The organism is Terriglobales bacterium (assembly GCA_035561515.1).
Classification (GTDB): Bacteria; Acidobacteriota; Terriglobia; order Terriglobales; family Acidobacteriaceae; genus DATMXP01.
The window spans coordinates 81,164-105,035 of the sequence record DATMXP010000035.1 but is presented as its reverse complement, the minus strand read 5'-3'; the positions used below and the strand labels follow the sequence as shown (position 1 = coordinate 105,035).

Annotated in this window: 25 protein-coding genes; 9 read left to right on the top strand and 16 right to left on the bottom strand. The window is 56.2% G+C overall.

All coding sequences use genetic code 11. The features are described 5' to 3' along the window. The first annotated feature begins 8 nt into the window (after positions 1-8). Together VN577_15860 and VN577_15855 are read left to right on the top strand one after the other, a co-directional pair. Entirely contained in the window at positions 9-695 is a 687-nt protein-coding gene (locus tag VN577_15860; protein ID HWR16305.1) for a response regulator transcription factor, read from the top strand. Further along, positions 688-1,329 (top strand): hypothetical protein, encoded by a 642-nt coding sequence (locus VN577_15855; protein HWR16304.1) that lies wholly within the window; start codon positions 688-690, stop codon positions 1,327-1,329. The genes VN577_15860 and VN577_15855 overlap by 8 nt, the downstream gene beginning before the upstream one ends. Here VN577_15855 and VN577_15850 read toward each other — a convergent pair. From VN577_15850 to VN577_15835, 4 genes are read right to left on the bottom strand one after another with little or no spacing between them, the layout of a single operon-like run. After that, positions 1,321-1,719, bottom strand: coding sequence for a (deoxy)nucleoside triphosphate pyrophosphohydrolase (locus tag VN577_15850; protein ID HWR16303.1), 399 nt, complete (start codon positions 1,717-1,719; stop codon positions 1,321-1,323). The two genes, VN577_15855 and VN577_15850, sit on opposite strands and share 9 nt — an antisense overlap. Beyond that, complete coding sequence (locus tag VN577_15845; protein ID HWR16302.1) at positions 1,716-2,195, bottom strand: GAF domain-containing protein; 480 nt, start codon at positions 2,193-2,195, stop codon at positions 1,716-1,718. The genes VN577_15850 and VN577_15845 overlap by 4 nt, the downstream gene beginning before the upstream one ends. A gap of 8 nt (positions 2,196-2,203) precedes the next feature. Continuing rightward, positions 2,204-3,007 (bottom strand): ABC transporter substrate-binding protein, encoded by an 804-nt coding sequence (locus tag VN577_15840; GenBank protein HWR16301.1) that lies wholly within the window; start codon positions 3,005-3,007, stop codon positions 2,204-2,206. Continuing rightward, positions 3,004-4,170 carry a radical SAM protein gene (locus VN577_15835; GenBank protein HWR16300.1) on the bottom strand — a complete coding sequence of 389 codons (1,167 nt, stop codon included), beginning with the start codon at positions 4,168-4,170 and terminating at the stop codon, positions 3,004-3,006. The genes VN577_15840 and VN577_15835 overlap by 4 nt, the downstream gene beginning before the upstream one ends. 36 nt (positions 4,171-4,206) lie before the next feature. Between VN577_15835 and VN577_15830 the strand changes: the two genes are divergently transcribed. Next, positions 4,207-4,566: an iron-sulfur cluster assembly scaffold protein gene (locus VN577_15830; protein HWR16299.1), complete on the top strand. Its 360-nt coding sequence runs from the start codon at positions 4,207-4,209 to the stop codon at positions 4,564-4,566. Here the strand turns inward: VN577_15830 and VN577_15825 are convergent, their stop codons facing one another. From VN577_15825 to VN577_15780, 10 genes are all read right to left on the bottom strand, one after another. Beyond that, positions 4,567-5,052, bottom strand: a complete 486-nt coding sequence (locus tag VN577_15825; GenBank protein ID HWR16298.1) for a hypothetical protein — start codon at positions 5,050-5,052, stop codon at positions 4,567-4,569. Between the two features lie 65 nt (positions 5,053-5,117). Then, positions 5,118-6,839: a hypothetical protein gene (locus VN577_15820; GenBank protein HWR16297.1), complete on the bottom strand. Its 1,722-nt coding sequence runs from the start codon at positions 6,837-6,839 to the stop codon at positions 5,118-5,120. A gap of 78 nt (positions 6,840-6,917) precedes the next feature. Then, a complete protein-coding gene (locus tag VN577_15815) occupies positions 6,918-7,937 on the bottom strand; it encodes an isocitrate dehydrogenase (NAD(+)) (protein ID HWR16296.1) in 1,020 nt (339 codons plus the stop codon). A gap of 29 nt (positions 7,938-7,966) precedes the next feature. Further along, on the bottom strand, positions 7,967-8,455 hold the full coding sequence (gene nrdR / locus VN577_15810) for a transcriptional regulator NrdR (protein ID HWR16295.1): 489 nt from the start codon (positions 8,453-8,455) through the stop codon (positions 7,967-7,969). A gap of 30 nt (positions 8,456-8,485) precedes the next feature. Then, positions 8,486-9,547, bottom strand: a complete 1,062-nt coding sequence (locus VN577_15805) for a lysylphosphatidylglycerol synthase transmembrane domain-containing protein (GenBank protein HWR16294.1) — start codon at positions 9,545-9,547, stop codon at positions 8,486-8,488. A 576-nt stretch (positions 9,548-10,123) separates the two neighbouring features. Continuing rightward, positions 10,124-11,599 carry a hypothetical protein gene (locus VN577_15800; GenBank protein ID HWR16293.1) on the bottom strand — a complete coding sequence of 492 codons (1,476 nt, stop codon included), beginning with the start codon at positions 11,597-11,599 and terminating at the stop codon, positions 10,124-10,126. A 461-nt stretch (positions 11,600-12,060) separates the two neighbouring features. After that, complete coding sequence (locus VN577_15795; protein HWR16292.1) at positions 12,061-12,732, bottom strand: lytic transglycosylase domain-containing protein; 672 nt, start codon at positions 12,730-12,732, stop codon at positions 12,061-12,063. Further along, positions 12,729-13,580, bottom strand: a complete 852-nt coding sequence (locus VN577_15790) for a Cof-type HAD-IIB family hydrolase (protein HWR16291.1) — start codon at positions 13,578-13,580, stop codon at positions 12,729-12,731. Before VN577_15790 ends, VN577_15795 begins: the two co-directional genes overlap by 4 nt. A 36-nt stretch (positions 13,581-13,616) precedes the next feature. Next, a complete protein-coding gene (locus VN577_15785) occupies positions 13,617-14,201 on the bottom strand; it encodes a hypothetical protein (protein ID HWR16290.1) in 585 nt (194 codons plus the stop codon). Between the two features lie 100 nt (positions 14,202-14,301). After that, complete coding sequence (locus tag VN577_15780) at positions 14,302-15,027, bottom strand: flagellin (GenBank protein HWR16289.1); 726 nt, start codon at positions 15,025-15,027, stop codon at positions 14,302-14,304. A gap of 194 nt (positions 15,028-15,221) precedes the next feature. Here VN577_15780 and VN577_15775 point away from each other — a divergent pair, with 194 nt between their 5' ends. Next, positions 15,222-16,124, top strand: a complete 903-nt coding sequence (locus tag VN577_15775) for an HDOD domain-containing protein (GenBank protein ID HWR16288.1) — start codon at positions 15,222-15,224, stop codon at positions 16,122-16,124. Here the strand turns inward: VN577_15775 and VN577_15770 are convergent. Then, positions 16,121-17,011: a response regulator gene (locus tag VN577_15770; protein HWR16287.1), complete on the bottom strand. Its 891-nt coding sequence runs from the start codon at positions 17,009-17,011 to the stop codon at positions 16,121-16,123. The two genes, VN577_15775 and VN577_15770, sit on opposite strands and share 4 nt — an antisense overlap. Before the next feature lie 662 nt (positions 17,012-17,673). Between VN577_15770 and VN577_15765 the strand changes: the two genes are divergently transcribed. Next, positions 17,674-18,021: a response regulator gene (locus VN577_15765; protein HWR16286.1), complete on the top strand. Its 348-nt coding sequence runs from the start codon at positions 17,674-17,676 to the stop codon at positions 18,019-18,021. 12 nt (positions 18,022-18,033) lie between these two features. Here VN577_15765 and VN577_15760 read toward each other — a convergent pair whose 3' ends face one another. Next, positions 18,034-19,008 carry an MBL fold metallo-hydrolase gene (locus tag VN577_15760; protein ID HWR16285.1) on the bottom strand — a complete coding sequence of 325 codons (975 nt, stop codon included), beginning with the start codon at positions 19,006-19,008 and terminating at the stop codon, positions 18,034-18,036. Positions 19,009-19,160: 152 nt separating this feature from the next. On the opposite strand from VN577_15760, the gene VN577_15755 reads away from it, so the two are divergent. The 4 genes from VN577_15755 to VN577_15740 all read left to right on the top strand — a co-directional run bounded on the left by VN577_15755 (position 19,161) and on the right by VN577_15740 (position 23,837). Continuing rightward, positions 19,161-21,290 carry a hypothetical protein gene (locus VN577_15755; GenBank protein HWR16284.1) on the top strand — a complete coding sequence of 710 codons (2,130 nt, stop codon included), beginning with the start codon at positions 19,161-19,163 and terminating at the stop codon, positions 21,288-21,290. 141 nt (positions 21,291-21,431) lie between these two features. Next, on the top strand, positions 21,432-22,142 hold the full coding sequence (locus VN577_15750) for a PRC-barrel domain-containing protein (GenBank protein ID HWR16283.1): 711 nt from the start codon (positions 21,432-21,434) through the stop codon (positions 22,140-22,142). Between the two features lie 61 nt (positions 22,143-22,203). Then, positions 22,204-22,686 (top strand): Cys-tRNA(Pro) deacylase, encoded by a 483-nt coding sequence (gene ybaK / locus VN577_15745; GenBank protein ID HWR16282.1) that lies wholly within the window; start codon positions 22,204-22,206, stop codon positions 22,684-22,686. Between the two features lie 53 nt (positions 22,687-22,739). Next, the gene (locus VN577_15740) at positions 22,740-23,837 is read left to right on the top strand and encodes a serine hydrolase domain-containing protein (GenBank protein HWR16281.1); all 1,098 of its coding nucleotides are present in this window, start codon (positions 22,740-22,742) and stop codon (positions 23,835-23,837) included. Positions 23,838-23,872 lie beyond the last annotated feature (35 nt).

Here is a 23,872-nt window from a genome sequence, read left to right as displayed (position 1 = left end):
AGAGAGGGATGAGAATTCTCATCGCTGAAGACGATGCGCCGCTGGCTACGTTCCTGCGCAAGGGACTTGAGTCCGAACACTATGCGGTGGATGTAGCTTCCGATGGCGAAACAGCGTGCGATCTCGCTGTCACTTACGACTACGATTTGCTCCTGCTGGACCTGAACCTGCCGAAACGCGACGGCCTCAGCGTGCTGCATCAGGTACGAGGAGTGAAAGAAAGCGTTCCCATCTTGGTTCTGACTGGGCGCTCCAAGGTGGAGGATCGCGTGGCAACGCTGGACCAGGGAGCGGACGACTACGTGATTAAGCCGTTCTCGTTTTCAGAACTATCGGCCCGCGTCAGGGCCTTGATGCGGCGCGGAAAGCTGCCACAGCAAACTTTGCTACAGGTGGACGACCTCGTTTTAGACCGCGTTGAGCGTCGGGTGGAAAGGGGCGGCCAACGGGTGGATCTAACCTCCAAGGAGTTCGCTCTTCTCGAATACCTGATGCGCAACACTGGGCGCTGCATTACCCGCGCGATGATTATTGAGCACGTCTGGAACATCTCTTTTGACACGAGCACGAATGTGGTCGACGTCTACATCAACTACCTGCGCCGAAAAATAGACGAGAGCGCCACACGCAAGCTGATTCATACCGTCCGGGGAGTCGGCTATCTGCTGAGCCACACTGAGGTCCCGCATGCCTAGAACTTCAACTGACCACACCCGGGAGCGCCGGAAGGCGATGTCCGAAGCGTTTCATTCGTTTCACCAGCCGCTTACCGGCCTGCATTGCGGACTCGAACTCGCGTTGATCAAAGCTAATAGCCATGACGAATACCGGGAGCGCGTCGAGGACGCGTTGGCCAGGGCGGGGACCGTGATGGAGTTGACCCAAGCCATCCGGGAACTCGCGGAATCCACGGATCCGGGCGAGCGGTTCGGCACTGTCGATCTCGCGCCGCTGCTTGCGCAACTGGTGGATGAACTTTCCTCGTTCGCGGCGGAGCAAGCTGATGTGCGGGTACTGCTCACAGAGATGGGTCCTGCTTACATCTCGGCAGATCCTGCGAAACTGATGCGCTCGCTCGGCAACCTGATCGTCCCGTTGATTGCTAGGCTTCATCGTGGAAGTGCAATCGAGATTCGTGCGATGAAACAGGAGTCGGATGCGGTGATCGTTGTCGAATGGAAGGGAAGCGGCCGGGCCCAAGATGGAGCCGACACCGACAGCAAAGCCCGCGAGATTCGTTGTGATGCGGCACGCAGCTACATATGGACACTCGGGGGAGAGATTGCAAAAGGCGAGTCGCGTCTGGAAGTTAGGTTGCCGTTAGCCTAAAGGGAGTTTGCCGGCAGCCAGGTCGCGGACGACGGGTTCGTCGGCCTCTAGGAAATCGTATTCCGGCAACTTCGAGCGGTTCACCCACTGAACATCCCGAAAGATTCGGTTCTCCAGTTCGCCGCTGTACTCGCTTACGACGAAGAAGCGTAGCTCCACCGTTCCGCCGTTAGGATACGTATGCACGATCCGGCTGACTTCATCCCCGATCGTTGCCTGGATCCCTAACTCTTCCTCCAGTTCACGCCGCAAGGCGTCACGAGGTTGCTCGCCGAACTCGATCTTTCCGCCGGGGAATTCCCATTTCAGCGGCATCGACTGATGTCTGGTGCGCTGGCAGATGACGATATCGCCGTTTCGCGTAATCAGTCCTGCAACCACACGCGTCATCGGCTACGTTGCTCCAGGTATTCGCCTACGATCTGCGCGCACTTTTCGACCAACTCGCGATCTTCGGCCTTGAATCGCCCTGGCTCGTGGCTGTCGATGTCGAGTTCTCCAACGATCTTCCCGTGAACGGAGACGGGTGCCACGATCTCCGACTTCGTCTCGAGCGAGCAGGCGAGATATCGGGGATCGGCATTCACGTCGTCGACAATGATCGTTTGTCCCTGGCTGACCGCAGCCCCGCAAATTCCCTGGTTCAGAGGAATACGGGTATGAGGCGTTTGTGCGCCGACAAAAGGTCCCAACACAAGCGTGTTCGGATCGGACTGGTCCAGCATGTAAAAGCCGACCCAGTTATAACCGGATAGCCTGTGCGCAAGTGTGTGGCAGATCGTCGCCATCAGCACGTGAACCGTCGGCGCAGTTCGCGCCGCGGACTTGAGATCGCGAACTACATCGAATTCTGTCCTGAGCGGCATGGCTTTATTTAATCACAGCGGATTCGTCGAATTCCTGTGGGTTGTGCAAATCGGTCGGGATGGATGGCGTAGGCGACTGCGTGTAGCCCCGCGATGAGCGTGGAAGCAGGCGTATTGAGAAACTCGTCTTGGACGCAATAGACGCGGCCGTGTTTGGCGGCGGGAGTATCTTGCCAGTTCCTGTCTTTGATGATCTTCTCCAGCGGCACTCTATCTCCAGCACCGCACCAGGCCGCAATGATCACCTCAGGCTCCGAGCGACGTATGGTCTCGGCATCGGTTTGTTTACCGGGAGTCCCGAGAAACTTTCCGCCCGCCGCCTCGACCAACTCGGCGACCCACGGCTGAGAGTGAATCAGCGGCTTGCCCCATTCCTCGCAGTACACGGAGACAGACGGTCCGGCACTCTTCTCACGCACACACTCAATCTGGGACCGCATATTGCTGACGACCTGCTCCGCGCGTTCCGTTGCACCGGCAACGCTCGCGATCATCGTGATATCCCGATAGACGTCGGCCAGACTCCGAGGCGAAAGGCCAAGGAAGGGAAGTCCGGCGCGAAGAATCTCGCCTACCGCTTTTTCCTGGTATGGCACGGAAGCAATCACAAGGTCGGGCTTTGCGGCGAGAATCTGATCACTCTGCGCCGTCCAGGAGTCATGCACAATGAGTCGCCCTGAACCCGCAAGTTCCGGGACGACATCGACGCAGTATTTCGTACAGGCGACCACGCGTCCGAGCAGGCCCAAGTCACGCAGCGTCACGCTAACGCTGGGCTGTAACGACACGATTCGTTGAGGAAACTCGCTCATGAGTCGGTCAGCGGAGCATCCGTCACTCGATAGGGTTCAAGTTCCTTCGCGGATATGAGAGGCAAACGATTCCACCGGTGCCGCAGGTAAGCCCACGGAATAGCAAACAGCGTCACCTTGGGACTGAACTTCGACGAGGAGTGAATGAAGCAAGCGTGGGTGCACCAGCATTGCGCGGCAGGAATTGCTTTGACCTCTTCCTGCATTTGTTGCGATTGCAGGGCCGCGTTGAGATTGAAATCAAACTCGTTGAGATTGGCGAGCTTGGGTCGCATTTCGCAGGAACGGAATGTTCCATCGTGATCGATGACGATCGTAGTCTGTCCGGCGGTACACGGCATCGGCCATGCGCGGTTGCTGTAATGGTTGCGTTGATGAATGTCGAAGTGGAGCTTGATGTTGCCGAGATAATAGGCCTTGGCGAGGGCCCCTGCGGGCTGGCTCAAATGCCCAAACAGCTTATCCGCGTAGTGTTCGTGGAACACGAGAAGACGCGCGTGAAGTTGCTTCAGCTCTTCCAGCGGGATCTTCTTCAACGCCGGATCCAGGGGATTACCACGGACGATTTCGAAGTAGTGCCCATCGGATTTCGTTTCCCTCATCATCTGCAATCCGAGCTCAACCAATTCACGGTAGTTCTCAGACGTGATGCAGCTCACGACATTGCGGCGCAGCCGCCGTTCACCTGACCAGAGTTCTTCAGCACGATGAATGGTCGCCAGCGTCTTCTCAAAATTGTTAGGCACTCCGCGGATGGCGTCGTGGGTGTTGGCTAGCCCATCGAGAGAGAAGTTGAGGTCGATGACAAGTTCGGGACACCGCTCCAGCAGATAGGCGACTGCGGATTCAACCTGCCTCGGGAGAAGGCCGTTCGTCGGCAGGTTGACGTGCCGCATATGGTTGTTGACGTAGAAGAGTTCGATCACTTGCGCCAGGTCCTTGCGGAGGAACGGCTCGCCACCGGAAATCCAGAGCTTGTGAAACTGGGGCGCGGTCTCGCTCACGCGGCGCAACTGCTCGAAGGTCAGGTCGCGTCCCTTGTTCAGTTCATCCCAATAAAAGCAGGTCCGGCAAAGGGAGTTGCAGGTGGAGGTGACAAACAGGAAAACAGATTCGAGCCGCTTCGGCTGGAACACGGACTTCGCGTAGTGGAAGTAGTTCACACTCACCCCGCTGGTGATTATAGCTACAATGAGAGCGTGTATTCTGCCGAACTGCTCAAGCATTTCCAGGATTCCAGCAAGGTCGGAGATGTCCACAAAGCCACGGTAGCAGTGGAGTCTCAGAATCCTGTTTGCGGAGACGTTCTACGGCTGTCGCTTCGCGTCGATGCCGGGGTGATAACTGAGGTCCGCTTCCGTGCCAAGGGATGTGTGCCGGCGATTGCATGCGGCGCCAGGCTTGCTGATCTATTACAGGGCCTCACGGTTCAGAAGGCTGCCGATCTGAACAGTGACACTATTGAAACGGAAGTGGGTGGCTTGCCGGAGGCCTCGAAGCACGCAGCGGCGTTGGCGATCCAGACGCTGCGGTCCGCACTGAAGTCAATTCCACGCTGACTATTCGTCGTCGATTTCCCCTTCGGAGGGCCGGGTACTCCTCCGGTGTGTCTGATGCTTTGAGCGCGCGGTGTCGAACTTTCCGGCGCTGAAGCTTCCCCTTCTATCAGCGTCGTAGGTCCGCGGAACTTCCGGAAGCGCACCGCTTCCGCCTTCCAGTTGGGCCGGGTCTCTCAGGATGATTTCTGCGCGGCCACGATACTTTTTGACTTTTCCTGTAATCTCCACCGGCTTACCTTCCAGGACGCGTACGTCACCGACTCTAAACAGGTCCCTGCGGAAGACAACAACCGTGAAGGCGCATTTGCGGTAGTCTTCGCAGAAGTCAAGAAACATAGAGCCTGACTCTGATGCTGCAACCTTCAGTACGGTTCCCGAGATGCACACAGTCTTGCCGATATGGTCGGGTGCTTTCTCGAACGGTACGCATTCGCGGGCAAAACAAGGAGCGGCAACAAAGACGAAGAGCAGCAGAAAACGGGCCATAGGAGCACAGTTTACTGATGGAGAGTTAACGCTGCTGCGATACACGTCACAGCAGCGTGTATGGGTCAGGTCTGCTGGTTAGCGCTTTCAGATGTGCCAGGTACATCTGGTTTGGTGCCAACAAGATCGACGTTTCCGTGTAATCGAGCGCGCCGTTGCCGTTTCTTGCGGGTAAGAATGAAGCCGTAATCGTTCCAGTTGGATACGATCACGTACATGCCGAAGAATAGCGCGCCGACCGTGAACAGGCTTACCAGGGTAATGGCAAGTTCGTGAGCGATGGGGTTTGTACTGGGTTCAAAGAAGAGATTGCTGAAACGCCGCCCGAAGTTCATCCCGAAAAAGCCCGTGATGATTGCGCCCGCGCCAAAGATCAAACTCAACATGGCCAACCGGTTCACGGCTGACGTGTTGCGAGTCTGATAGTACTCGGTCAGCGAGCTATTCAGGGACGCAAGTTCCTTTTCCACTTCTGATTTGGTTTCGCCAAGGCGGAACTCTCGTACCTGGAGATCAAAGTGCTCGGATTCCTCGTCCTTGTTCGCAAGTTCCTCAAAGTACCAGTAGTTGGTGAAGTGCAGAAATTCGCCGCGTAACGATTGTGCAAGGTCGATGTTCTCGCGTTTGTACTCGCCTCGTTGGAGATCTGAATACAGGCTCTTGGAAACGAGTGCCACCTTTTCGTTGAACATCAGCAGCGTAGCTCGATAAAAGAGGGCTACGACAGCCATAAGGTAATATCGCGTGCTGAACATGCGGTGGATGAGAAAGCCCTCGGAAACCCAGTGGCCTCCGCGGTCTCCTACGCCGAAGGTGAGGGCCACGTTGCTGTAGGCCGTGTAACCGTAGTAGGTGCCTTCGTGCGCCCAGCGGCTGTAAATCTGCTGCAACATCCGTCCGTGGATGAAATTCCGATCGTAGCGAAACTTGTCTGAATACTGATCGACGTAGAGCAGCAGGCTTAAGAGAACCTGGTACTCCTGCGTATTGATAAAGTCGGGTGGCGCGGTGGACTGGTCCACGTCGAAGTAGGAGTAAACGATCATGCGCTCGTCGAGAACCTGTTCGTATTGATGTTTGTAGTAGTCGATGAAGTACAGAAGCCGACGAATGATCGACGAGAGAGGCGGCTCGAGTCCGACCATCGTGGCGGAATCGAAGTCTTCGCTCACGATCTCGACCAGCTTCCCGTTGTGTTTCACACTCAAGCTGAAGGAGGTAGGGATGCGTCCCTCGCGGCGCTGCCGTCCGCTGGAGGGATAGATCTTGCGCATTTGCTCGTTGATCCAGAGTGCCTCCTTGACGGGAATGTCACGAGCTTCTACTCCGATGGAAAGAATGCCGACTCCGTTCGCGAATACGAACAAACGCAACTCCGTGACTGAGACGGAGTGAACCTGGCCTTTGTCGTCGGTCGCACTCAACACAACCTCTTTTCCGGCCAGCGGGATCGTGTAGCAGCGGATCAGGGCGAGGCTTGGGTCGGTTCCGGCGTTCTGGGTATCAAAGAAAACATGGCGGACGAACGGGTGGAAGAAAACCATGTCTTCGTATGCGCGGGAGTCCATGTCAAACCGAGTGTAGGAGTCACGCTGCCAGCAGCCCAGGATGTCGCGAATGCCGGCCTTATCGGAGAGAGCGCAGACATTCAGCCACTGCTCGAAGCCGTCGAGCCAGTGCGGTGTGTTGACCCAATATTCTTCGTTACCGGACATCAGCCGGGCGGAATTAATCGAGAACGGAAACAGGAAGTATGTGTGCAGCAGCGACAGACGGATGTTGTCCATGGCGCAAGCGAAAGCTTATGACAGTGGTGAGAATGTGGCTAGTGTTTAGTGGGGCAGACCGGGGTCTGCCCCGAAGGCTTATGCCGTGACGGCCTGGCCCTGCATGGCCGCGATGATAGCGTCGGTGAACTGGGTGGTGCTGGCAGTGCCGCCGACATCGCGGGTCAGGTTTTTCTTGTCACGATAGACGTACTCGATGGCATTGCGGATTTTCAGTGCCGCCTCGGGTTCGCCAATGTGGCGAAGCATCAGCAGGGCTGAACGCAGCACCGCTGTCGGGTTCGCGAAGTCCTTGCCGGCGATGTCAGGCGCCGAACCGTGAACCGCTTCAAAGATCGCGATCTCATCGCCGATGTTGGCACCCGGCACGAGACCGAGGCCGCCGACAAAGGCCGCGCAGAGGTCGGAAATGATATCGCCGTAAAGGTTCTCGAGTACCAGGACGTCGTACTGGTAAGGGTTGGTCACCAGTTGCATGCACGTGTTGTCTACGATGTGCTCGCCGTAAGTGATTTCGGGATAGCCCTTGGCGATGTCGCGGGTGCAGCGGAGGAAGAGTCCGTCGGACATCTTCATGATGTTGGCTTTGTGAATACAATGCACACGCTTGCGGCCATTCTTGCGGGCGTACTCGAAAGCGAACTTGGCGATCCGGGTGGAAGCCTTCGCCGTAATGATCTTCAGCGATTCCACAACCCCGGGAACAACTTCGTGCTCGATTCCCGAATAGAGACCTTCCGTGTTCTCGCGGATGATGACAAGGTCCACGTCGGGATAACGGGTCGGAATGTGGGGCAAGTTCCGGATAGGCCGGAAGTTGGCGTAAAGCTCGAATCGCTTGCGGAGCGTGACATTGATGGAAGCAAAGCCGCCGCCGATCGGCGTGGTGATCGGTCCTTTGAGGGCGACCTTATTGCGTTCGATGGCGTCGGTGAGCTCCTTGGGAATGTACTCGCCGAACTTGTCGTAGGCATCCGCGCCAGCGGCAAAAGACTCCCAATCGAACTTGACTCCGGTTGCTTCGAGAATGCGTACAGTGGCTCCGACTACCTCGGGGCCAATGCCATCGCCAGGAATTAGCGTAATCTTATGTGCCATATCAGTGCGTTCTTTAAAGGTTGGAACTATCAGGCCTTGAGGCCGGTCTTCTGCTCAGCGGATTCCTTGGTTTTGAGCAGATGTTTCAGTTCGTCCATGAATTCTTTGACGTCCTTGAAATCCAGATAAACAGAGGCAAAACGGACGTAAGCGACTTTGTCGTACTTGCGAAGGCGGTTCATGATGAGTTCGCCGACTTCACTGGTGCGGCGCTCGCGCTCTGGAGAATCGATCACAAAGCTTTCAGCTTCATTCACGATCTGCTCCAGCTTTCCCATTGGAATTGGCCGTTTTTCGCAGGCTCGAAGCAGTCCGCTGAGGACCTTCTGACGGTCGAACTTCTCGCGACGACCGTCTTTCTTGACGACCATGTAGGGGATCTCATCGATCCGCTCATAGGTGGTGAAGCGCTTCTCGCACTTCAGACACTCTCGCCTGCGGCGAGTGGACTCGCCTTCTTTGCTTTCACGGGAATCCACGACTCTATCTTCGGGATGCCCGCAGAATGGACATTTCATTGCACCTTCATTGTAACAAGCGGACCAGATTCAGTTCGCAGCATCTGTTTCGAGAAGATCACCATTGGGTTCCGGTTCCTGCGCAACCTTGCGGAGCGAGACATGCTCGAAGCGGGCAAGTACCAAGCCAATGGGTGCGACGGAAACGAAGGTCACCAGCCAGTAAAGGATTCCAGCGGCGACTGCAAGTTCGGGTCGAACCACGTCGTGGAAGCTGGAACTCAAAACGGCGATAGACGCCAGTTGCGCGCCTCCGCCGACGACTGGCAACTGCAAAACGCCGCCTGCAACACTGGCCCCCATCAGTAGGATGACTTCAGGGATCCCGAGGGCGTGCAATCCAGTGTGAGCAGGGAAGGCAAGCGAAACTTCGCGATACGCGACGGAGACGAGGATCCAGATAATGCCGGAGATGAGCGAAGCTTCGAAGAAAGATTGCCAGTCATGAATAGTGTGGAGGGCGCCGCTCGCGGTGCGAAGCTTGCGTCCGACCTTGCCGGCGATATTGCCGGAAATGGGCGTGATTAAGCGGCAGGCAAAGTCGGCAATGGCCGGGCCCTGCTTCCAGAGAGCGTAAAGCGCTACTACGAACGCGGCCGAGAAGGCGATCAGGATATATCCGGCGGTTTGCCATTGCTGACGCAGATGCGGCGGCAGAACAAAGAATATGTCGGCGGCGACGATGATGGTGACCGAGGTGATGTCGAAGGCGCGCTCAACGAACCAAACCGCTACCTGTGCGGTCACGGGCGTATCGGCCCGCTTCGCTATGAGGTACGGGCGGATCAGTTCGCCGGGACGGCCCAGGATCGCCAGACCTGCAAATCCGACAAACTGCGGCGCTATCAGCGAGGTCCAGGGGACCTTGGGGCGACTAGGCCGGAGGAACACCTTCCACCGTAAGGCACGCAGGAAGTCAGCCACGTGCACCATCAGTACTCCCCACAGCACCAGCCACCAGTTGATCCCGCTTGTGCCCGCCTTGAATGCGCGCCAGTCGAACTGCTGCCATTGACGGAACTGGAGGTACACGAGCGCGGCAAGGATCGCTGCGGCGACGATGACTGCAATGGCTTGTTTCTTACGCTTCATCCGAGATGGGTGGCCAGACGCCAAACGGTCACATTAAATGAGCAGGTGACACGGGTCAATGAAACGCACAGTTGCAATGTTGATGTCATCTATTCATGCCCAATCGTGTGTGTCGCAGACTTAAAAAAATGTAGCGGTCTTTTGAAATCAGCAACTTACGAGGGTACTTTCGCGTAAGTTCGTGATTCTGTTTGGGTTGCGAGCAATGTATTTATTTTTCAACAAGTTGTGGAGATTAGTTAAAGCTCATCGTCCTTGCCGATTTGGAAAATACTGCTCGTAATGAATATCCGTTGTTGCCGATCCAATTGCCTACATTTTCAGAATAGCAAGTTTGGAGGGGGTACTCTGCCAACTTTTCCAAATTTATATTTGCCGTTAAATCAGGAACTTACAGTTTTTGCGGAGCGTTGACCCCCTTGACACAAAGTTTCCCAAAACGGGCCGTGGGTCAGGCAGATGGCGCGTCTCGCACGGAAGAATCGAGAAGAACTCGCGCCCGGGTACCGGTGGCGTCAGGTAAATAAAAAAGGCCGCCCGGATGTTACCAGGCGGCCGTATCAAGTGAAGCGCCGATTACTTGTTTGCGCTGGTCGGAGGATGGATCTGGAGATTGCCTCCATCCACGTAGCCAAACACTTCATAAATGACATTGGTGCGGTCGAGCGAAGCGGGGTCGATCTTCCCATTCACCCAAACCACCTGATCGCTGCGGACGCCGTTGTAGATGGTAATGCGATAGAAGTCCGGGCAATCGCAATGACCCAACGGAGTGGGCAGGAGGTTAATGATGGTGTTGGGGGCGTTGACCGGATCGGGAACGAACGGTCCACCGCTCTTCTCACCAAATCCACGACCTGGACAAACGGCCGGGTCGGGAGCGCCGGTGTTCATGCTGCCACGCTCACCCATATCGTCGATGTTTACTTCGACCCAGTGGAACGTGAAGAGCTTGTTCGAGCCACCGTTAGGTTCAGGAATGACGTTGGCGGGAATCTGCCACACCGGAGCCTTGGCTCCGCTGCCGACATTGGAGAAGGTTCCAATGCCGTCCCAATCAAGCTGCTTTGCAGGAGCGTGACGAGCCGGGTTGCAGAATCCGGGATCGCTGCAACGAACGTCGACGATGCGCGTTCCGGGAGCGGCGCTAGCGGTACCGGCATGGAAATTGAACGATCCGCTCGGGCCTCTCTGCTGGCTGTGCTGCCACTCACCCCATGGCTGCGGGTCGGCAGCAGTCGGGGCTCCGACCTGTCCACCGTACTGATAACGGTCAATTCCCGGGGGCAGTTTGCCGGCACCGTTGGTGATCATGTTGCCGTCAGCGAGGGTGTGGTCCCAGTTGTAGTTGGTGTCCACGCCGCCGCCGGTATAACGGCAGGCGATCTCTTCTTCAGGGCCGGTTTGGATATCGAGTTCGAAATCGATTCCGAATGCGGAGTTGGGACCCATGGTTGCGACAACCTCTTCCATGAGGGAGAACGGAGCAACGGTCGGGCCGGTTCCGGTGGCCGTACCGGTCAATGTCGGACCAGTTAGCGGACCGATAGTTCCGATCAGGTGGCCAGTACCGAACAGGGTGTTGGTGTCGTCAGCATAGGCTTTCGCGACAATCGAGCCGCTTCCTGCGCTGATCAGTCCACCAAGCTTCATGGTCATGCTAGTGACATTCGTCTGAGTGAAGCCGGTATCGCCGAACCTGATCGTGATGGTGCCGCCCGAAGTGGTTTGAATTCCCTGAAGGCTCAAATCCATAACCGCGGGAGCGCCGGTGAGCACGGGCTTAGTGAGGCCCGCGATGGCAGAGATCGTGAACGCGCCGAGCTTACCAAGCCACACTACCTGGCCAGGTGCTACGGATACGCTCATAGTGGAGCAGGTGGTGGGAACGGTGCATGATCCGCCGAATGTGACAGTTCCCGTCGCATCAATGGTGGCGGTGTTACCGCCGCCATCAGACAACGTGACTGCCGGAGCTGTCACCCCAAATGCGGAACTGATAGTAATAACGGCAAAAACTATCAAAGCCGCCAACTTCAGAGTTCTATTCATCTTCGTGCCTCAGCTTCCTGCCATCGGTCCTTTGGAAAGCAACCGAAGGCCTCCTGAATTCGTGCTTCTAATTCGCCAAACAAGTGCCTTCCGACAAACGGAATTCGACGCAGTTCTCCCAATGACAGCTCGAAGCAGTTGAACTGCAGGTCAAGCGTCATCCGGACCGAACCACACGGCCGAAGTGATATTTGGTCAATTTCCCAATTTGGAACGGAAAAGCACAGCGGGGCCTGCCCTGTACAAAGCAAATGGAGTGCCCAAAACGAAGATGTTCGTCTGTGGCAACTGCGGTGTCTGCAGTGTGTTGAAACCAAAGCAGTTACCACACTTTATGAGATTTTCACAGGTCTTAACAGAATCGACTGTAAACGCACGAGTTGCAGTAAATTGCAGTCGAAAGAGAAACGGCTTTCATTGGGACGGTGGTACGCGGGGGCCGCCGAAGGGCGCTAGAGAAGCTACTTTTTCGAGGTTTTGGTGGTGCTGGCGGCAGTCTTCTTTTGGTTGAACTCCTTCACGATCCTGGCGACATAGTGACGAGTTTCGCGGTAGGGAGGAACGCCTTTGTACTGCGATACGCGCGCTGGTCCGGCGTTGTAAGCGGCGAGTGCCTTGATGACGTCACCGTCGTACCGAAGAAGAAGTTCGCGCAGATAGCGGGTGCCGGCGTCAACGTTCGCTTCAGGATCATAAGCGTCGGCGACGCCGAGTTGATTGGCGGTGCCGGGCATTAACTGCATCAGTCCCTGCGCGCCTTTGGGGGAGCGGGCGTTGGGATTGAATCCGCTTTCGGCGTGGATGACGGCCTGGATGAGGTCCGGATCAATTTGGTGTTTGTCGCTGGCTGCGCTTACGACCTCATTCAAGCTGGCCTTGGGGGCGAGTTCCGGAGCCGGCAGTGGTTCTGGGGATTCCACCATCTCGGCGATTTCGTGCGTGGGCACATCCAGGAAGCTGCGATCGTCGGTGTACAGGCGAGTGTTGTCGCCGACTACTTCGTGCCGAAGATGGTGAATGCTGAAGCCGTTGCGAAGCACTGCGTCATAGGCGGTGCGGGTAGCGGGGACGGCATCGCCCGCGTAAGCCGCCGCGGAGAGCAACAGCACTCCTGATATGAGAAAGCGCTTCATTCCAGAACTTTGATGCCGAGCACCTGCTCGACGGCTGCTGCGACTCCGGCCTCATCATTACTGAGGGTGACGGTGAAATCGCGAGACTTCATCTCGTCGCCGGCATTGGCCATAACCACAGGTACTCCGGCGAAGTTTAGCATCTCCAGGTCGTTATAGTTATCCCCAATGGCCATGACCTGTTCGCGCGGAATGCTGCGATAGGAAGCCCAGCGTTCGACGGCGTGTCCTTTAGAGCAGCCGTAGTTAAGCACGTCGTACAAGCACAGGTCGCGGGCCGGGTACTCTGTCTTGAGTACCGTAACTTCCTGCTCTACGCCGGCCTGCCGTAAATGAGCTTCGGCTTCGCGCATACGGTGGATCGTCCCACAGTACATAAGCTGGACCGGGTCTGAGACCAACGCATCCTCTAATGGAACGACGAACTTGATCCAAGCCGCATTCTTTTCAATCCAGCGCCCGATCGAGGCATTCAAGATATCGGCGTGCTCGAGGACTAGTGCGCCGGGGAGGTCGGTGTCGAAGGTGAGGACACAGTTGGGGCGGAAGGGCTCCATATGCGCGATGACCTTGCGGGCGGTGCTGGCGGGGAGGAGGTCGCGGTGAAAGAGTTCACCGGACATGGACTTGGTAACAGCGCCGTTGGACGTGATAAGCCAGACGTTAAAGCCGAGCATTTCGGCGATGGGCAGGGCGAACGTGTGCCGGCGTCCGGTAGCGAGGATGATTTCGACACCGGATTCGTGCGCCTGGCGCAGCGCGTTGATATTGGCGGCCGGGATCTTGAACTCGGAGTTCAGAAGGGTACCGTCAATATCAATTGCGATTAGTCGAACTGGCAGAGTCACTCGTACAAGTTTAACAGCCGCAAATCAGGCTGACGCCTAGAAGCGCAGGACCAATCCCACGGAAGTGATGAGCTGATGCTCACGAGCGGTGAAGCCAGTCAGGATGCGGGGATTTCCGGAATAGAAATCTCTAATCTCACCGCGCGCGCTGATGAACGGCGCGATCTTGAAGTCGAGCCCACCGCCGACGTCGAAGACTCCAGTATTGGTGGTATCAGGCGTGGCAGTGTTGGTCTTGCTGAAGCGGGCGAGTCCGCCTCCGGCGACGAAGTAGGGGGAGACTGGAAATTCAGGGGCGAGCTTGAGCTTGAGTCCGGGGGTAATGAAGAGGCCGGAATACTTGGCTTCACCCTGGGTGGTGGAGGCTATGGCAGCGGTGGAGTTGAAGGTGCCGTAGACGGGCAGCTCCAGATAAAGAGAAGCTAAGGGAACTCCAATGATGCGATGGGCGAAGCTTCCGCCAACGGAAAAGGCGGCGTCGGCATTGGCGGCACTGTTGATGGGGAAGTAGCCACCGACGGTGACGGCGAGTTCATTCGACTGCGCGACAGCCGGAAATGAGAGGACCGTAATGAAGGCGAAAAGCAGCAGGACGGCGGAAAATGTGAGCTTTCGTTCCATGCTGGATTAGATGCAGGGTCGAGGGTTGGATTTGCAGGTCGGTTGGGTTACGAAAGACTTTAGCCTTTTTTCACGATTTAAGAGACTTCTAACTTTCTTCTTATGATTTTTGAACGTGGCCTGCGTAGAACAGGGGCATGGCCATCTGTCCTGTATTGCCTTCCAACTTCGGTGGTGTGCTGGTTGCCAGTGGCGACGCGGCGCGCCGCGACCAGATTATCTCCACATTAAACACGGATCGCTGGCCAGTGATTGCAGCTGACGGGGGTGCGGATGCTCTCGGAAAGCTGGAGACGACGGAGTGCGACCTGCTGTTGCTCGATCGATGCCTGCCGGACCTTGATCCGGACGAACTGGTGCAGACGGTAAAGCGGCTGAAGCTGTTGGTGTCAGTTGTCGTGCCAGCCTGCTGGAACACTTTGTCGCCGTTGAAGGTGGTGTCGGTTCCGATACGGTCAATTTCCTGACGAATCTGGTCGAACTCTGCGTGCAGTGCGTTCCGCTGTCCAGAACTGACCGTGCCGGTCGCGGCCTCGGTTGCCAGGGTTACGGCACGGTTCAGAAGGTTGGAAACCTGCGCCAGAGCTCCGTCGGCCACTTGCAGCTTGCCAATGCCGTCCGTCGCGTTGCGGGACGACTGGCTGAGTGCGCTGATGTTGGCGCGGAGACCGTCGGCAATTGCAAGACCGGCCGCGTCGTCAGCGCCACTGTTGATACGAGAGCCGGACGACAGCCGGAACAAGGTCTTCTGCAACCCACTGCCGGTGATCGACAACTGGTTCTGGGCTGCCAGGGAAGGAATATTGTTCAGGATGCTGAGTGCCATGTGTTGCTCCTTTCGCGTTGGTTCCTTTTCGCCTTACACCCAGCGGCGCGTCCTGCGTGCCTCTGCTTTGCTTGCCGGCGGCGGAACCGAAATCCGCGTTCAGGAGATTCATCGGATTGTGTGCAATTAGCTTTAGGCAAATGCGTGTGGTTCACGAACTTCTTGTTCTGGCCGATATACACGCGAGGACCACTGTGAGCACCGCGACCATGACGCCCGGCCAGGCATTGCTAAAACAGATCGACAATCTCGGTTCCATCCCGAGCATTCAGGCTATTGTCCAGCCCCTGATTGGCTACTTCCAGCAGCCGCTCGAGGATGTTGATACCCAGCGGATTATCGATTTGGTCTCGCACGATAGCTCGCTCACCGCACAGTGCCTCCACATGGCCAACTCACCGTTATTCAGCCGGTGGCAGTCAGTGTCCACCACACGCGCGGCCGTGATGGCGCTTGGCTTACAGCGCATGCGCGAGATCGTGCTCTCCTGTTGCATGCTGAAGATGATCGGAGAAGGGGATAGCGCCAATAACCCGATAGTGTTCTGGGAGCATTCACTGGCATGCGCACTGGTGTGCCGCAAGTTGTCCAAGCGGATCGGCATGCAGGACAGCGAACAGGCGTATCTTGCCGGCCTGCTGCACGACATCGGATTCGTGGTGAATCTTCAGGTCGCCCCGGAACGTTTCATGCAAGCAAGTCAGCGAGCACAACTGCAACGGTGTTCGATGGACAGAATGGAAGATGAACTCATGGGATTCAACCATTGCGAATCAGGCAAGTTGCTTGCACAACAATGGAAACTAAATCCCGCCATCATGGAAGTGATTAGCTATCATCACCGGCTTTCGGCGCTGGCCGACTATCCCGCTCTTGTCGCTTTGGTGAATCTTGCGGATCGACTTTGCCGGTTGCACGGGCTGGGCTACGGGTTTCCAGAGGACCTGGTGATTGACTGGAATCAGGACGAGATCATTGGAACCTTGAGCGCAAGCTTCCCGAACGCACGAATCATCAACTGGCAATTGTTCTACAAGGAGCTGGAAACCTATCTTAAAGATGTCCGGAAGCTGGTACAGGTAATGTTTCGCTTCTAAACCGTACTCAAAACTTCCTTGACCTTTGTGGTGAGCGTCTCCAGTGTAAACGGCTTCTGAATATAAACGACTTCCCGAGGATCGATATCGCGCCTGAAAATCGATTTGTCGTTGTATCCGGACATGTAGATCGTCTTCAGCCCCGGTTGTCGCTCGGTGAGCGCTTGGGCAAGGTCGCGTCCGTTCATTCCGGGCATCACTACATCGGTTAGCAGCAGTTTTACGGGACCATGTTTTTCAAATACCGCCAGGGCCTCTTTGCCTGATACGGCAGGCAGAACCGTGTAACCCGCGCTCTCGAGAATTTCGCATGCCACTTCTCGGACATAGCCTTCATCCTCGACCAGCAGGATGGTTTCAGGACAGATAGAATCCACTTGGTAATAATCCTCGTCGGAGTAAATGACTTTCGCGGCGCTGGGAAAGAATGCCCTTAACGTCAGCGAACGTCCGGGTTCATTGTACTCGCAAAGATTGCCGCCGAGTGCCTGCAATATCCCCAGGGAGTCGCCCCAAAACGGCTCCAGGAACAGGTCCGACGCGAACTCGGGCGTGTAGGGCAGGGGACGTCCCTCCAAACCTGCCGTGGGGGAATGCCGTAGACAAGTCATCTCAAACATGACGTAACGTCCGGCAGTAAGGCCTTCCGACGCTCCGCACAGGTCGTCCAACTCCAGATTGGCGGATTCCACCACCAAGCGTCCGCCATATGGCAAGGCTGCCCGAGCCCGTAATGCCATCTCCAGGATGATCTGCTCAACCCAGTCCAACTCGCCAAGTACCGGATCGAGTTCGGAACCGCGGATCCAAGTCAGCTCAACCCGCGATCCCACAAGACGGTGAATGCGACGCTTCAGTGAAGTACTTTGCCGATCCAGAATAACCATAGGGGCCCTTTGTTTTAGATAAATTCGAATGTAATAAGTGCAATTGCGCTACCACAGGGCCGCCTCCGAAGCTGTGGCGTACCTTCCAAGGTAATGCATGTACTTTGTTCCTAAATGGATCCATCTCTGGCGAGTTATGGAATCAGTCAGTTACAAGATGGTCTTGGAATGAACCGGTTCCAGTTTGGGAATATGCGGGCAAAAGAAGTGAGTATGGTAACGAGCGCGGTAAGGAATCTGCCGGCGGTCATTGGGGAGATTTGAACAGGGACCCGCAAAATTTTGCGCATCTGGTGTCCAAAAAGTTCCCAACGTTAGAGATACATAACCTACTTCGGCATCTTCCATGCACGAGGATTCTCGTGATCAGTAAATGTGCCAATCACGAGTGCCCAACACCCTTCCTCTATTTCCGTACTGGAAAGGTCTTTCAATTCTCACAGCGCGGTAAGAGCCATGTGGAGTCATTCTGGCTCTGCGGTCCTTGCAGCAGGGATTGGACTTTGCAGTGGAGAGTCGGAGAGGGCGTTATAACGGTTCCGATAGTACATGAACCGAAGTTTAGTCTAACGTCCAATCGCCACCCCTGAACCATATCCGCGTTTCATTCCGCAGGTGATTGAGTTAACCTTGGGGCAAGGTGAGAGATGGAGAACCGGTCTGTGACCAGGGTCTTGATTGTCGACGATAGTGACGGCGTGCGCGCGGCTGTCTCCATGCTCCTGGAGGACGAAGGCTTCGAGACGCTGGCCGTGAGCACGTATGCCCAGGCTCTCGATCAATTTAAGTCCGGGAAGTTCAGTTTGGCGCTAATCGATGCCCATCTTGGAACCCACTCCGGTGTAGAACTCGCACGTGAATTGCTGTCGCAGGATCCGCAGGCCGTCATCGTCCTGATGAGTGGTGCCGTGTTTCACGACCCAACGGCAGGGTTGCCGATTTTGCAGAAGCCCTTTTCGAAAAGAGAACTGCTCGAGTTTATCCACCGTGTGCTGGATCAGGCCGCGTAGTTTTTCCGACGACTACTTTCTGTGTTCTAAACCAGGCCGACGCACCTCTACACCCGTCCCGATCACCAATACCATCAGGTCTTCGCCCATCACGAGTGGTCCCGAATAGGTCTTCCGAGTTTTGCTCAGCATCTCTTCACCCCCGGCAGCATGGGAAAACACCGCGAGTTTAGGTTCTAGTTTTGTAAAGATCTCTCCTGCTTGTTCGGGCGTTGTGTGATGAGCGATGATCGATTCTGCCTGGGCGGCGGTGTGGTGCGTTGTGGCTCGGCGAAATACGTCAGGATCGACGGCCTCATGAATGATGACGTCGACTCCCTTGCTGAACTTCAATAGGTTCTGCGATGGTCGGGTGTCTCCGGAGAGTGCGAGGGATCGTCCGGCATAGTCGATTCGAAATCCGAAAGCCGGCTTCACCGGACCGTGATCCACGGTGAATGCCGTGACTCTAACGCCGTTCTTTTCGTAGACGGTTCCTTCTTTGATGTCATGGCTGACGACGCGAATGCCATCGGGAGAGAATTTCTCGTCGAGGTCGCGGCGCACGTGGATATCGAACTCAAAAGCCTTCTGCAAATGACCCATCATCGCAGAGGTACCCGTCGGTCCCCACACTTCCAACGGAACCGACCGCGCTGTGCGACCAGACCAGGGCGTCAGCAAAAGGTCGGGAATATCCACGATATGGTCCGAATGCAAATGTGTAAGGAATAGCTTGGTTATCTTTTCAAGTGGAACGCCTGCTTGCGTCATCCGGATCAATGCTCCGCGACCGCAGTCGAATAGCAGCGTTTCGGAACCTGCTTCCACCAGAATGCTCGGGCCATATCGATCGAGCCGCACGGGCGGACCCGCGCCGGAACCGAGGATCGTTACTTTGATCTCAGGAGGCGTTACCGAGCCTTCGCTCGTTTGCGCCGGGGATACCGTCGGGACAAGAGTCAACAGGAACAACAAGACGAACAGGTTGCGCAGTGAACCCCACATAGGCGGGGAACATTATTCACACTCGATTCGCATGTCAACCGTAATCGCTTCGGGGATACATCCGGGCACGGACAAAGTCGCCATGTTTCTGCTTCGTCGTTTACCATTATCGAGTTTGGCCCCCAGCGTTTTAATTGGAGTGGAGGAAAAGGATGAAAATGCGCAGCGGCGCAGTCATAGCTCTGATGCTTCTCGTGACAGTTTTTGGCTGGTGTAAGAACCCGAAGAAAGCCCCAACAAAAGTGGTACCTCCGGGAGAGTTGGTCGAGCGCGTCGGAACCACAGGGTTTGTACAGCTTCACGCTGAGAGTTTCCGGTCGCTCACGCCGAAACAGAAAGAATTGGCGTACTGGCTCACCCAGGCGGCAATTGCGATTGATCCCATCATCTACGATCAGCTATCGGCGTATGGCATTCGTCAGAAGAGGCTGCTCGAGGAAATCGTTTCGCACTCGGATGGCATCGAGCCCAAACTAATGGGCAAGATCACCGAATTTGCGAAGCTCTTCTGGGCGAACCGCGGGAAGCACAACGAGACCACCGCGCAGAAGTTCCTGCCGGACTTCACACCGGAAGAACTGGAATCAGCAGCGCTTCAGGCACAGAAGAACGGAGCGTTCGCCTCCGGTTACGCCGACCTGGCGCCGCTTGAATCGCCGGACGCCGTGACGAAAGAACTCGAGTCGCTGCGAGCTTCTCTATTTGATCCGAACTTCGAACCGATGATCACAGCCAAGAGCCCCGAGGGCGGCAAGGACATCATCCAGGCCAGCTCCAATACGTTCTATGGCTCGGGAGTTACTCTGGCCGAGCTGAACAACTTCAAGGAGAAATACCCGCTCAACTCCACCGTCGTGAAGGGTCCGGATGGCCAGTTGCGCGAGGAAGTCTGGCGTGCAGGTACCGACGACGGATCCATCCCTGCGGGCAAGTACGCGCTCTTCCTGAAGCAGACGATCGAGTTCCTGAAGAAAGCCCAAACGGTAGCCGAGCCTCAGCAGGCGGAAGTGATCGGCTCGCTCATCCACTATTACCAGACCGGCGAATTTAGTGATTGGCTGAAGTTCGGGGAGCTGTGGGTGAAGAACGATGCCACCGTCGATTTCACGAACGGATTCGTCGAGGTATACCGCGACGCTCGCGGGCAGAAAGGCAGCTCGCAGGCTTTCGTCAGCATTACCGACAAGCCACTCACGGACACCATGGTGAAACTTGCCCACAACGCCGAGTATTTCGAATCCAAGGCGCCTTGGGACGACAAGTACAAGAAGACGAAGTTCTCGCCACCAAGCGTGAAAGCCGTTGAAACCGTGATTGAAAGCGGCGACTTTCACGTGAACACCATCGGCCTGAACCTGCCCAACGAGAACGAACTGCGGGAGGCATTCGGCACCAAGAACTTCCTGTTCACCGCCAGCAGCCGCGCCTTTGAAGCCGCAGGCGGGCACAAGGCCATTCGTGAGTTCGGCGCCAACGACGAGATCATTCAACGCGACATTAAGTACGGTCAGGAAGCTGACGAACTGCATACGGCTATGCATGAAGTGATCGGCCATGGATCGGGCAAGCTGAATCCGAAGCTGAAGAGCGGTTCCGAGGCCCTCCTGAAGGAGTATTACTCCACGATGGAAGAGGCTCGGGCGGACCTGATGTCCCTCTGGAACGTTTGGGACCCGAAATTGAAAGAGCTGGGCCTCGTGACCAACCAGGAAGAAGTCGCCAAAGCCCAGTACGACTCTGCTGTTCTCGTGGTGCTCACGCAACTGCGCCGAATTCCCAAGGGCACCACGATCGAAGAAGACCACCAGCGTAACCGCGCGCTAATTGCCAACTACCTGATGGACAAGACCGGCGCGGTCAAGATGTTCGATCGCAACGGCAAGACATACATCATGGTCACCGACTACCAGAAGATGCGCCAAGGCGTCGGTGAGCTGCTGGCCGAAATCATGCGCATTAAGGGCGAAGGTGACTACGACGGCATTAAGGCTCTGGTCGACAAATATGGCGTGAAATTCGACCCCAACCTTCGCGACCAGGTCGTTAAGCGTTACGCGTCGCTGAACGTGCCGTCATACTGGGCGGGACTCTATCCCGAACTTACCGCCACCACTACAAAGGGACGGGTTGTAGCCATTCGGATGACCTATCCAAAAGATTCCGTACACCAGTACCTGCTTTATGGATCGATGTACGGAAAGAGCATCACAGTTCCGGAACCGAAGAAAGAACCCGCTCCAGCAAAGAAACCCATGAAGAAGCGGGCTAGATCCCGCCGTTAACCAAGCTGCTGAAACTCACCGGGCCGGGCACATCAGTGTCCGGCTTTTTCGTCTCTGCTTTCCACTGCGTCGTCGCACCACTCCGTGCCGGGAATAAGCATCCATAGGCACTGGCTTGATTCCCACAGCAGAGGAGAAGATATGAATCATTACGGCACTTTGAGGGACTTTCGTTTTTCCGAAAAAGATGTAGACGATATCCGCGATTCTGACCTGTACGGCCGCGGCGACGAGAAACTCGGCGAGATCGATGATGTAATTTTCGACCACACCACCGGCGACATCCGTTACGTAGTCGTCGATACCGGTGGCTGGCTCTCGAGCAAGAAGTTTCTGGTGCCCGCAGGTCGCCTCGAAGCCTCTCGCGAGCACGACGATGACTATTACGTGAACCTCAGCAAGGCCGAGATCGAATCATTCCCCGAATACGATGAGGACATCGTCAGCGACCGCGATCGCTGGAACGATTACGAAACCCGCTACACACGGGCTTGGTCCGACGGAGAAGTCATGCACCGCGAAGAAGAGGTAGACAAGATCGTTACTCCGACCACGAGCGAAATGCCTACCGCTACCCCGGGCATGGCGCGGACAACTTCCAGCGTTCCTACCGGCGCAACCGATGTCACGCCGATGCGCACCACCATTGCCCGAGAAAATCCCCCTGTAGCCAACGATCCCATCGCCAGCGGGGGCGGCGTCGTGAGCCGCGAGCGCCTTGGACATCGCTGGGGCAGCTTTGAAGACCGGCTCCGCCGTGACCGTAGCCGGATCACCTCTGGATGCTCCGCCTGCGGTATCAGCCCGAGTGCCAGCATTCCCAAGCGCGATCGCGACCGCAAAGTCGGATAACCCCGTCGGATTTGATGGCGTCGGCTCAGGCCGGCGCCATTTTTTTTTGTATCCTAATGACATGGCTAAGAAGTCGCCCAAGACCAATGCAGCGCGGCAGTTGGATAATCTTGGGATCTCCTACGAGCTTCGCGAGTACGAAGTCGACCCTGATCACCTAGAAGCAGAACTCGTTGCCGATAAGATCGGCCTTCCATACGAAAAGGTATTCAAGACGCTCGTGGTTCGCGGAGACGTCAATGGCGTCTGCATGGCCGTGATTCCAGCTGATAAAGAGGTAAACCTCAAATCACTCGCCGAAGCCACCGGAGACCGCAAGATGCACATGGTCCCGCTCAAGGAGGTGCAGCCGCTCACCGGTTACATCCGCGGCGGAGTAACCGCGCTGGCCTGCAAGAAACCATATCCTGTCTTCATCCACCACACCGCCCAGCTGCAGGACGTCATCTCCGTGTCGGCGGGAATGCGTGGCGTCCAGATTCTCCTCAGCCCTGCCGACTACCTGCGTGCGGTTAACGCGACCTACGCCGACATTGCCCAGTGAGGGGCCTCATAATTCCGAAGCACGAACACGTTACGCGAATAGAATTATTGGCAATGATCCACCGTGCGCCAAAGCTTTGCGCTCTATGGCTGCTGCTCCTTCTGCTCTGCGGTACGGCTGCGGCGCAGCTTTCTCCCCAAGTCCTCCGGCAGATCGACGATATCGTCAACAAAGCTATGAGTGCGCAGAAGATTCCAGGTCTGTCGCTGGCTATCGGCGTGCAAGGACACGTGGTGCTGAAGAAAGCTTATGGCTCCGCCGACCTCGAGAACGGCATTCCTCTCCGGCCCGATACCCTCATGCGTACAGGCTCCCTTTGTAAGCCATTGACGGCGGTGGGTGTACTTGAGCTTGTCGAGCAAGGGAAAGTAAAGCTCGATGCTCCTGTCCAGGAGTATTGTTCGCATTTTCCTAAGAAGGAATGGACCGTTACCACCCGGCAGTTACTCGGTCACATCGGAGGCGTTCGCGCTTACGAGGGCAAGGAGTCGGAGAGCACCATGCATTACTACTCGCTCATCGACGGCATGATCATGTTCAAGAACGATCCCCTCGCCTTCGAACCGGGGACGAAGTATCTCTACACCACCCATGGCTACACCGTACTTGGCTGTGTGATCGAAGGCGTAACCGGCCTGCCGTATCCCGAATACATGAGGCGGCACATTCTCAAGCCCGCTGGCATGGCGCACACCTTTGTTGACGACGTTTACACCATCATTCCCGGCCGGTCTCATGGGTATTGGAAGATCGACAGCAAAGTCGTGAATGACGGCCCGATGGACAGCAGCTACAAGATCCCTGGAGGCGGGTATCTTTCCACCCCTGAAGACATGGTTCGTTTTGTCATGAAGCTGCTGGACCAAGAGCTGCTTAAACCCGAAACCATGCGGCTGATGTGGACTTCGCTCAAGACCTCCGACGGCAAAGAAACCCGTTACGGGCTCGGATGGGGAATCGGCGACCTCGACGGTTTGCCCGCCTACGGACACACCGGTTCTCAGCAGGGTACCAGCACAGCCATGCTGGTGATCCCTGCCAGGAAGATCGTTTCAGTTGTCATGATCAATATGCGTGGCATCAACGCGGCCGAGATCAACCGCGCCATCGCCTCCAGTGTCCTCAAATCTTATGAGTTGAAAGCGCGATAGTGTAAAATCGTACCGATACGGAGAGTAGAGCAATC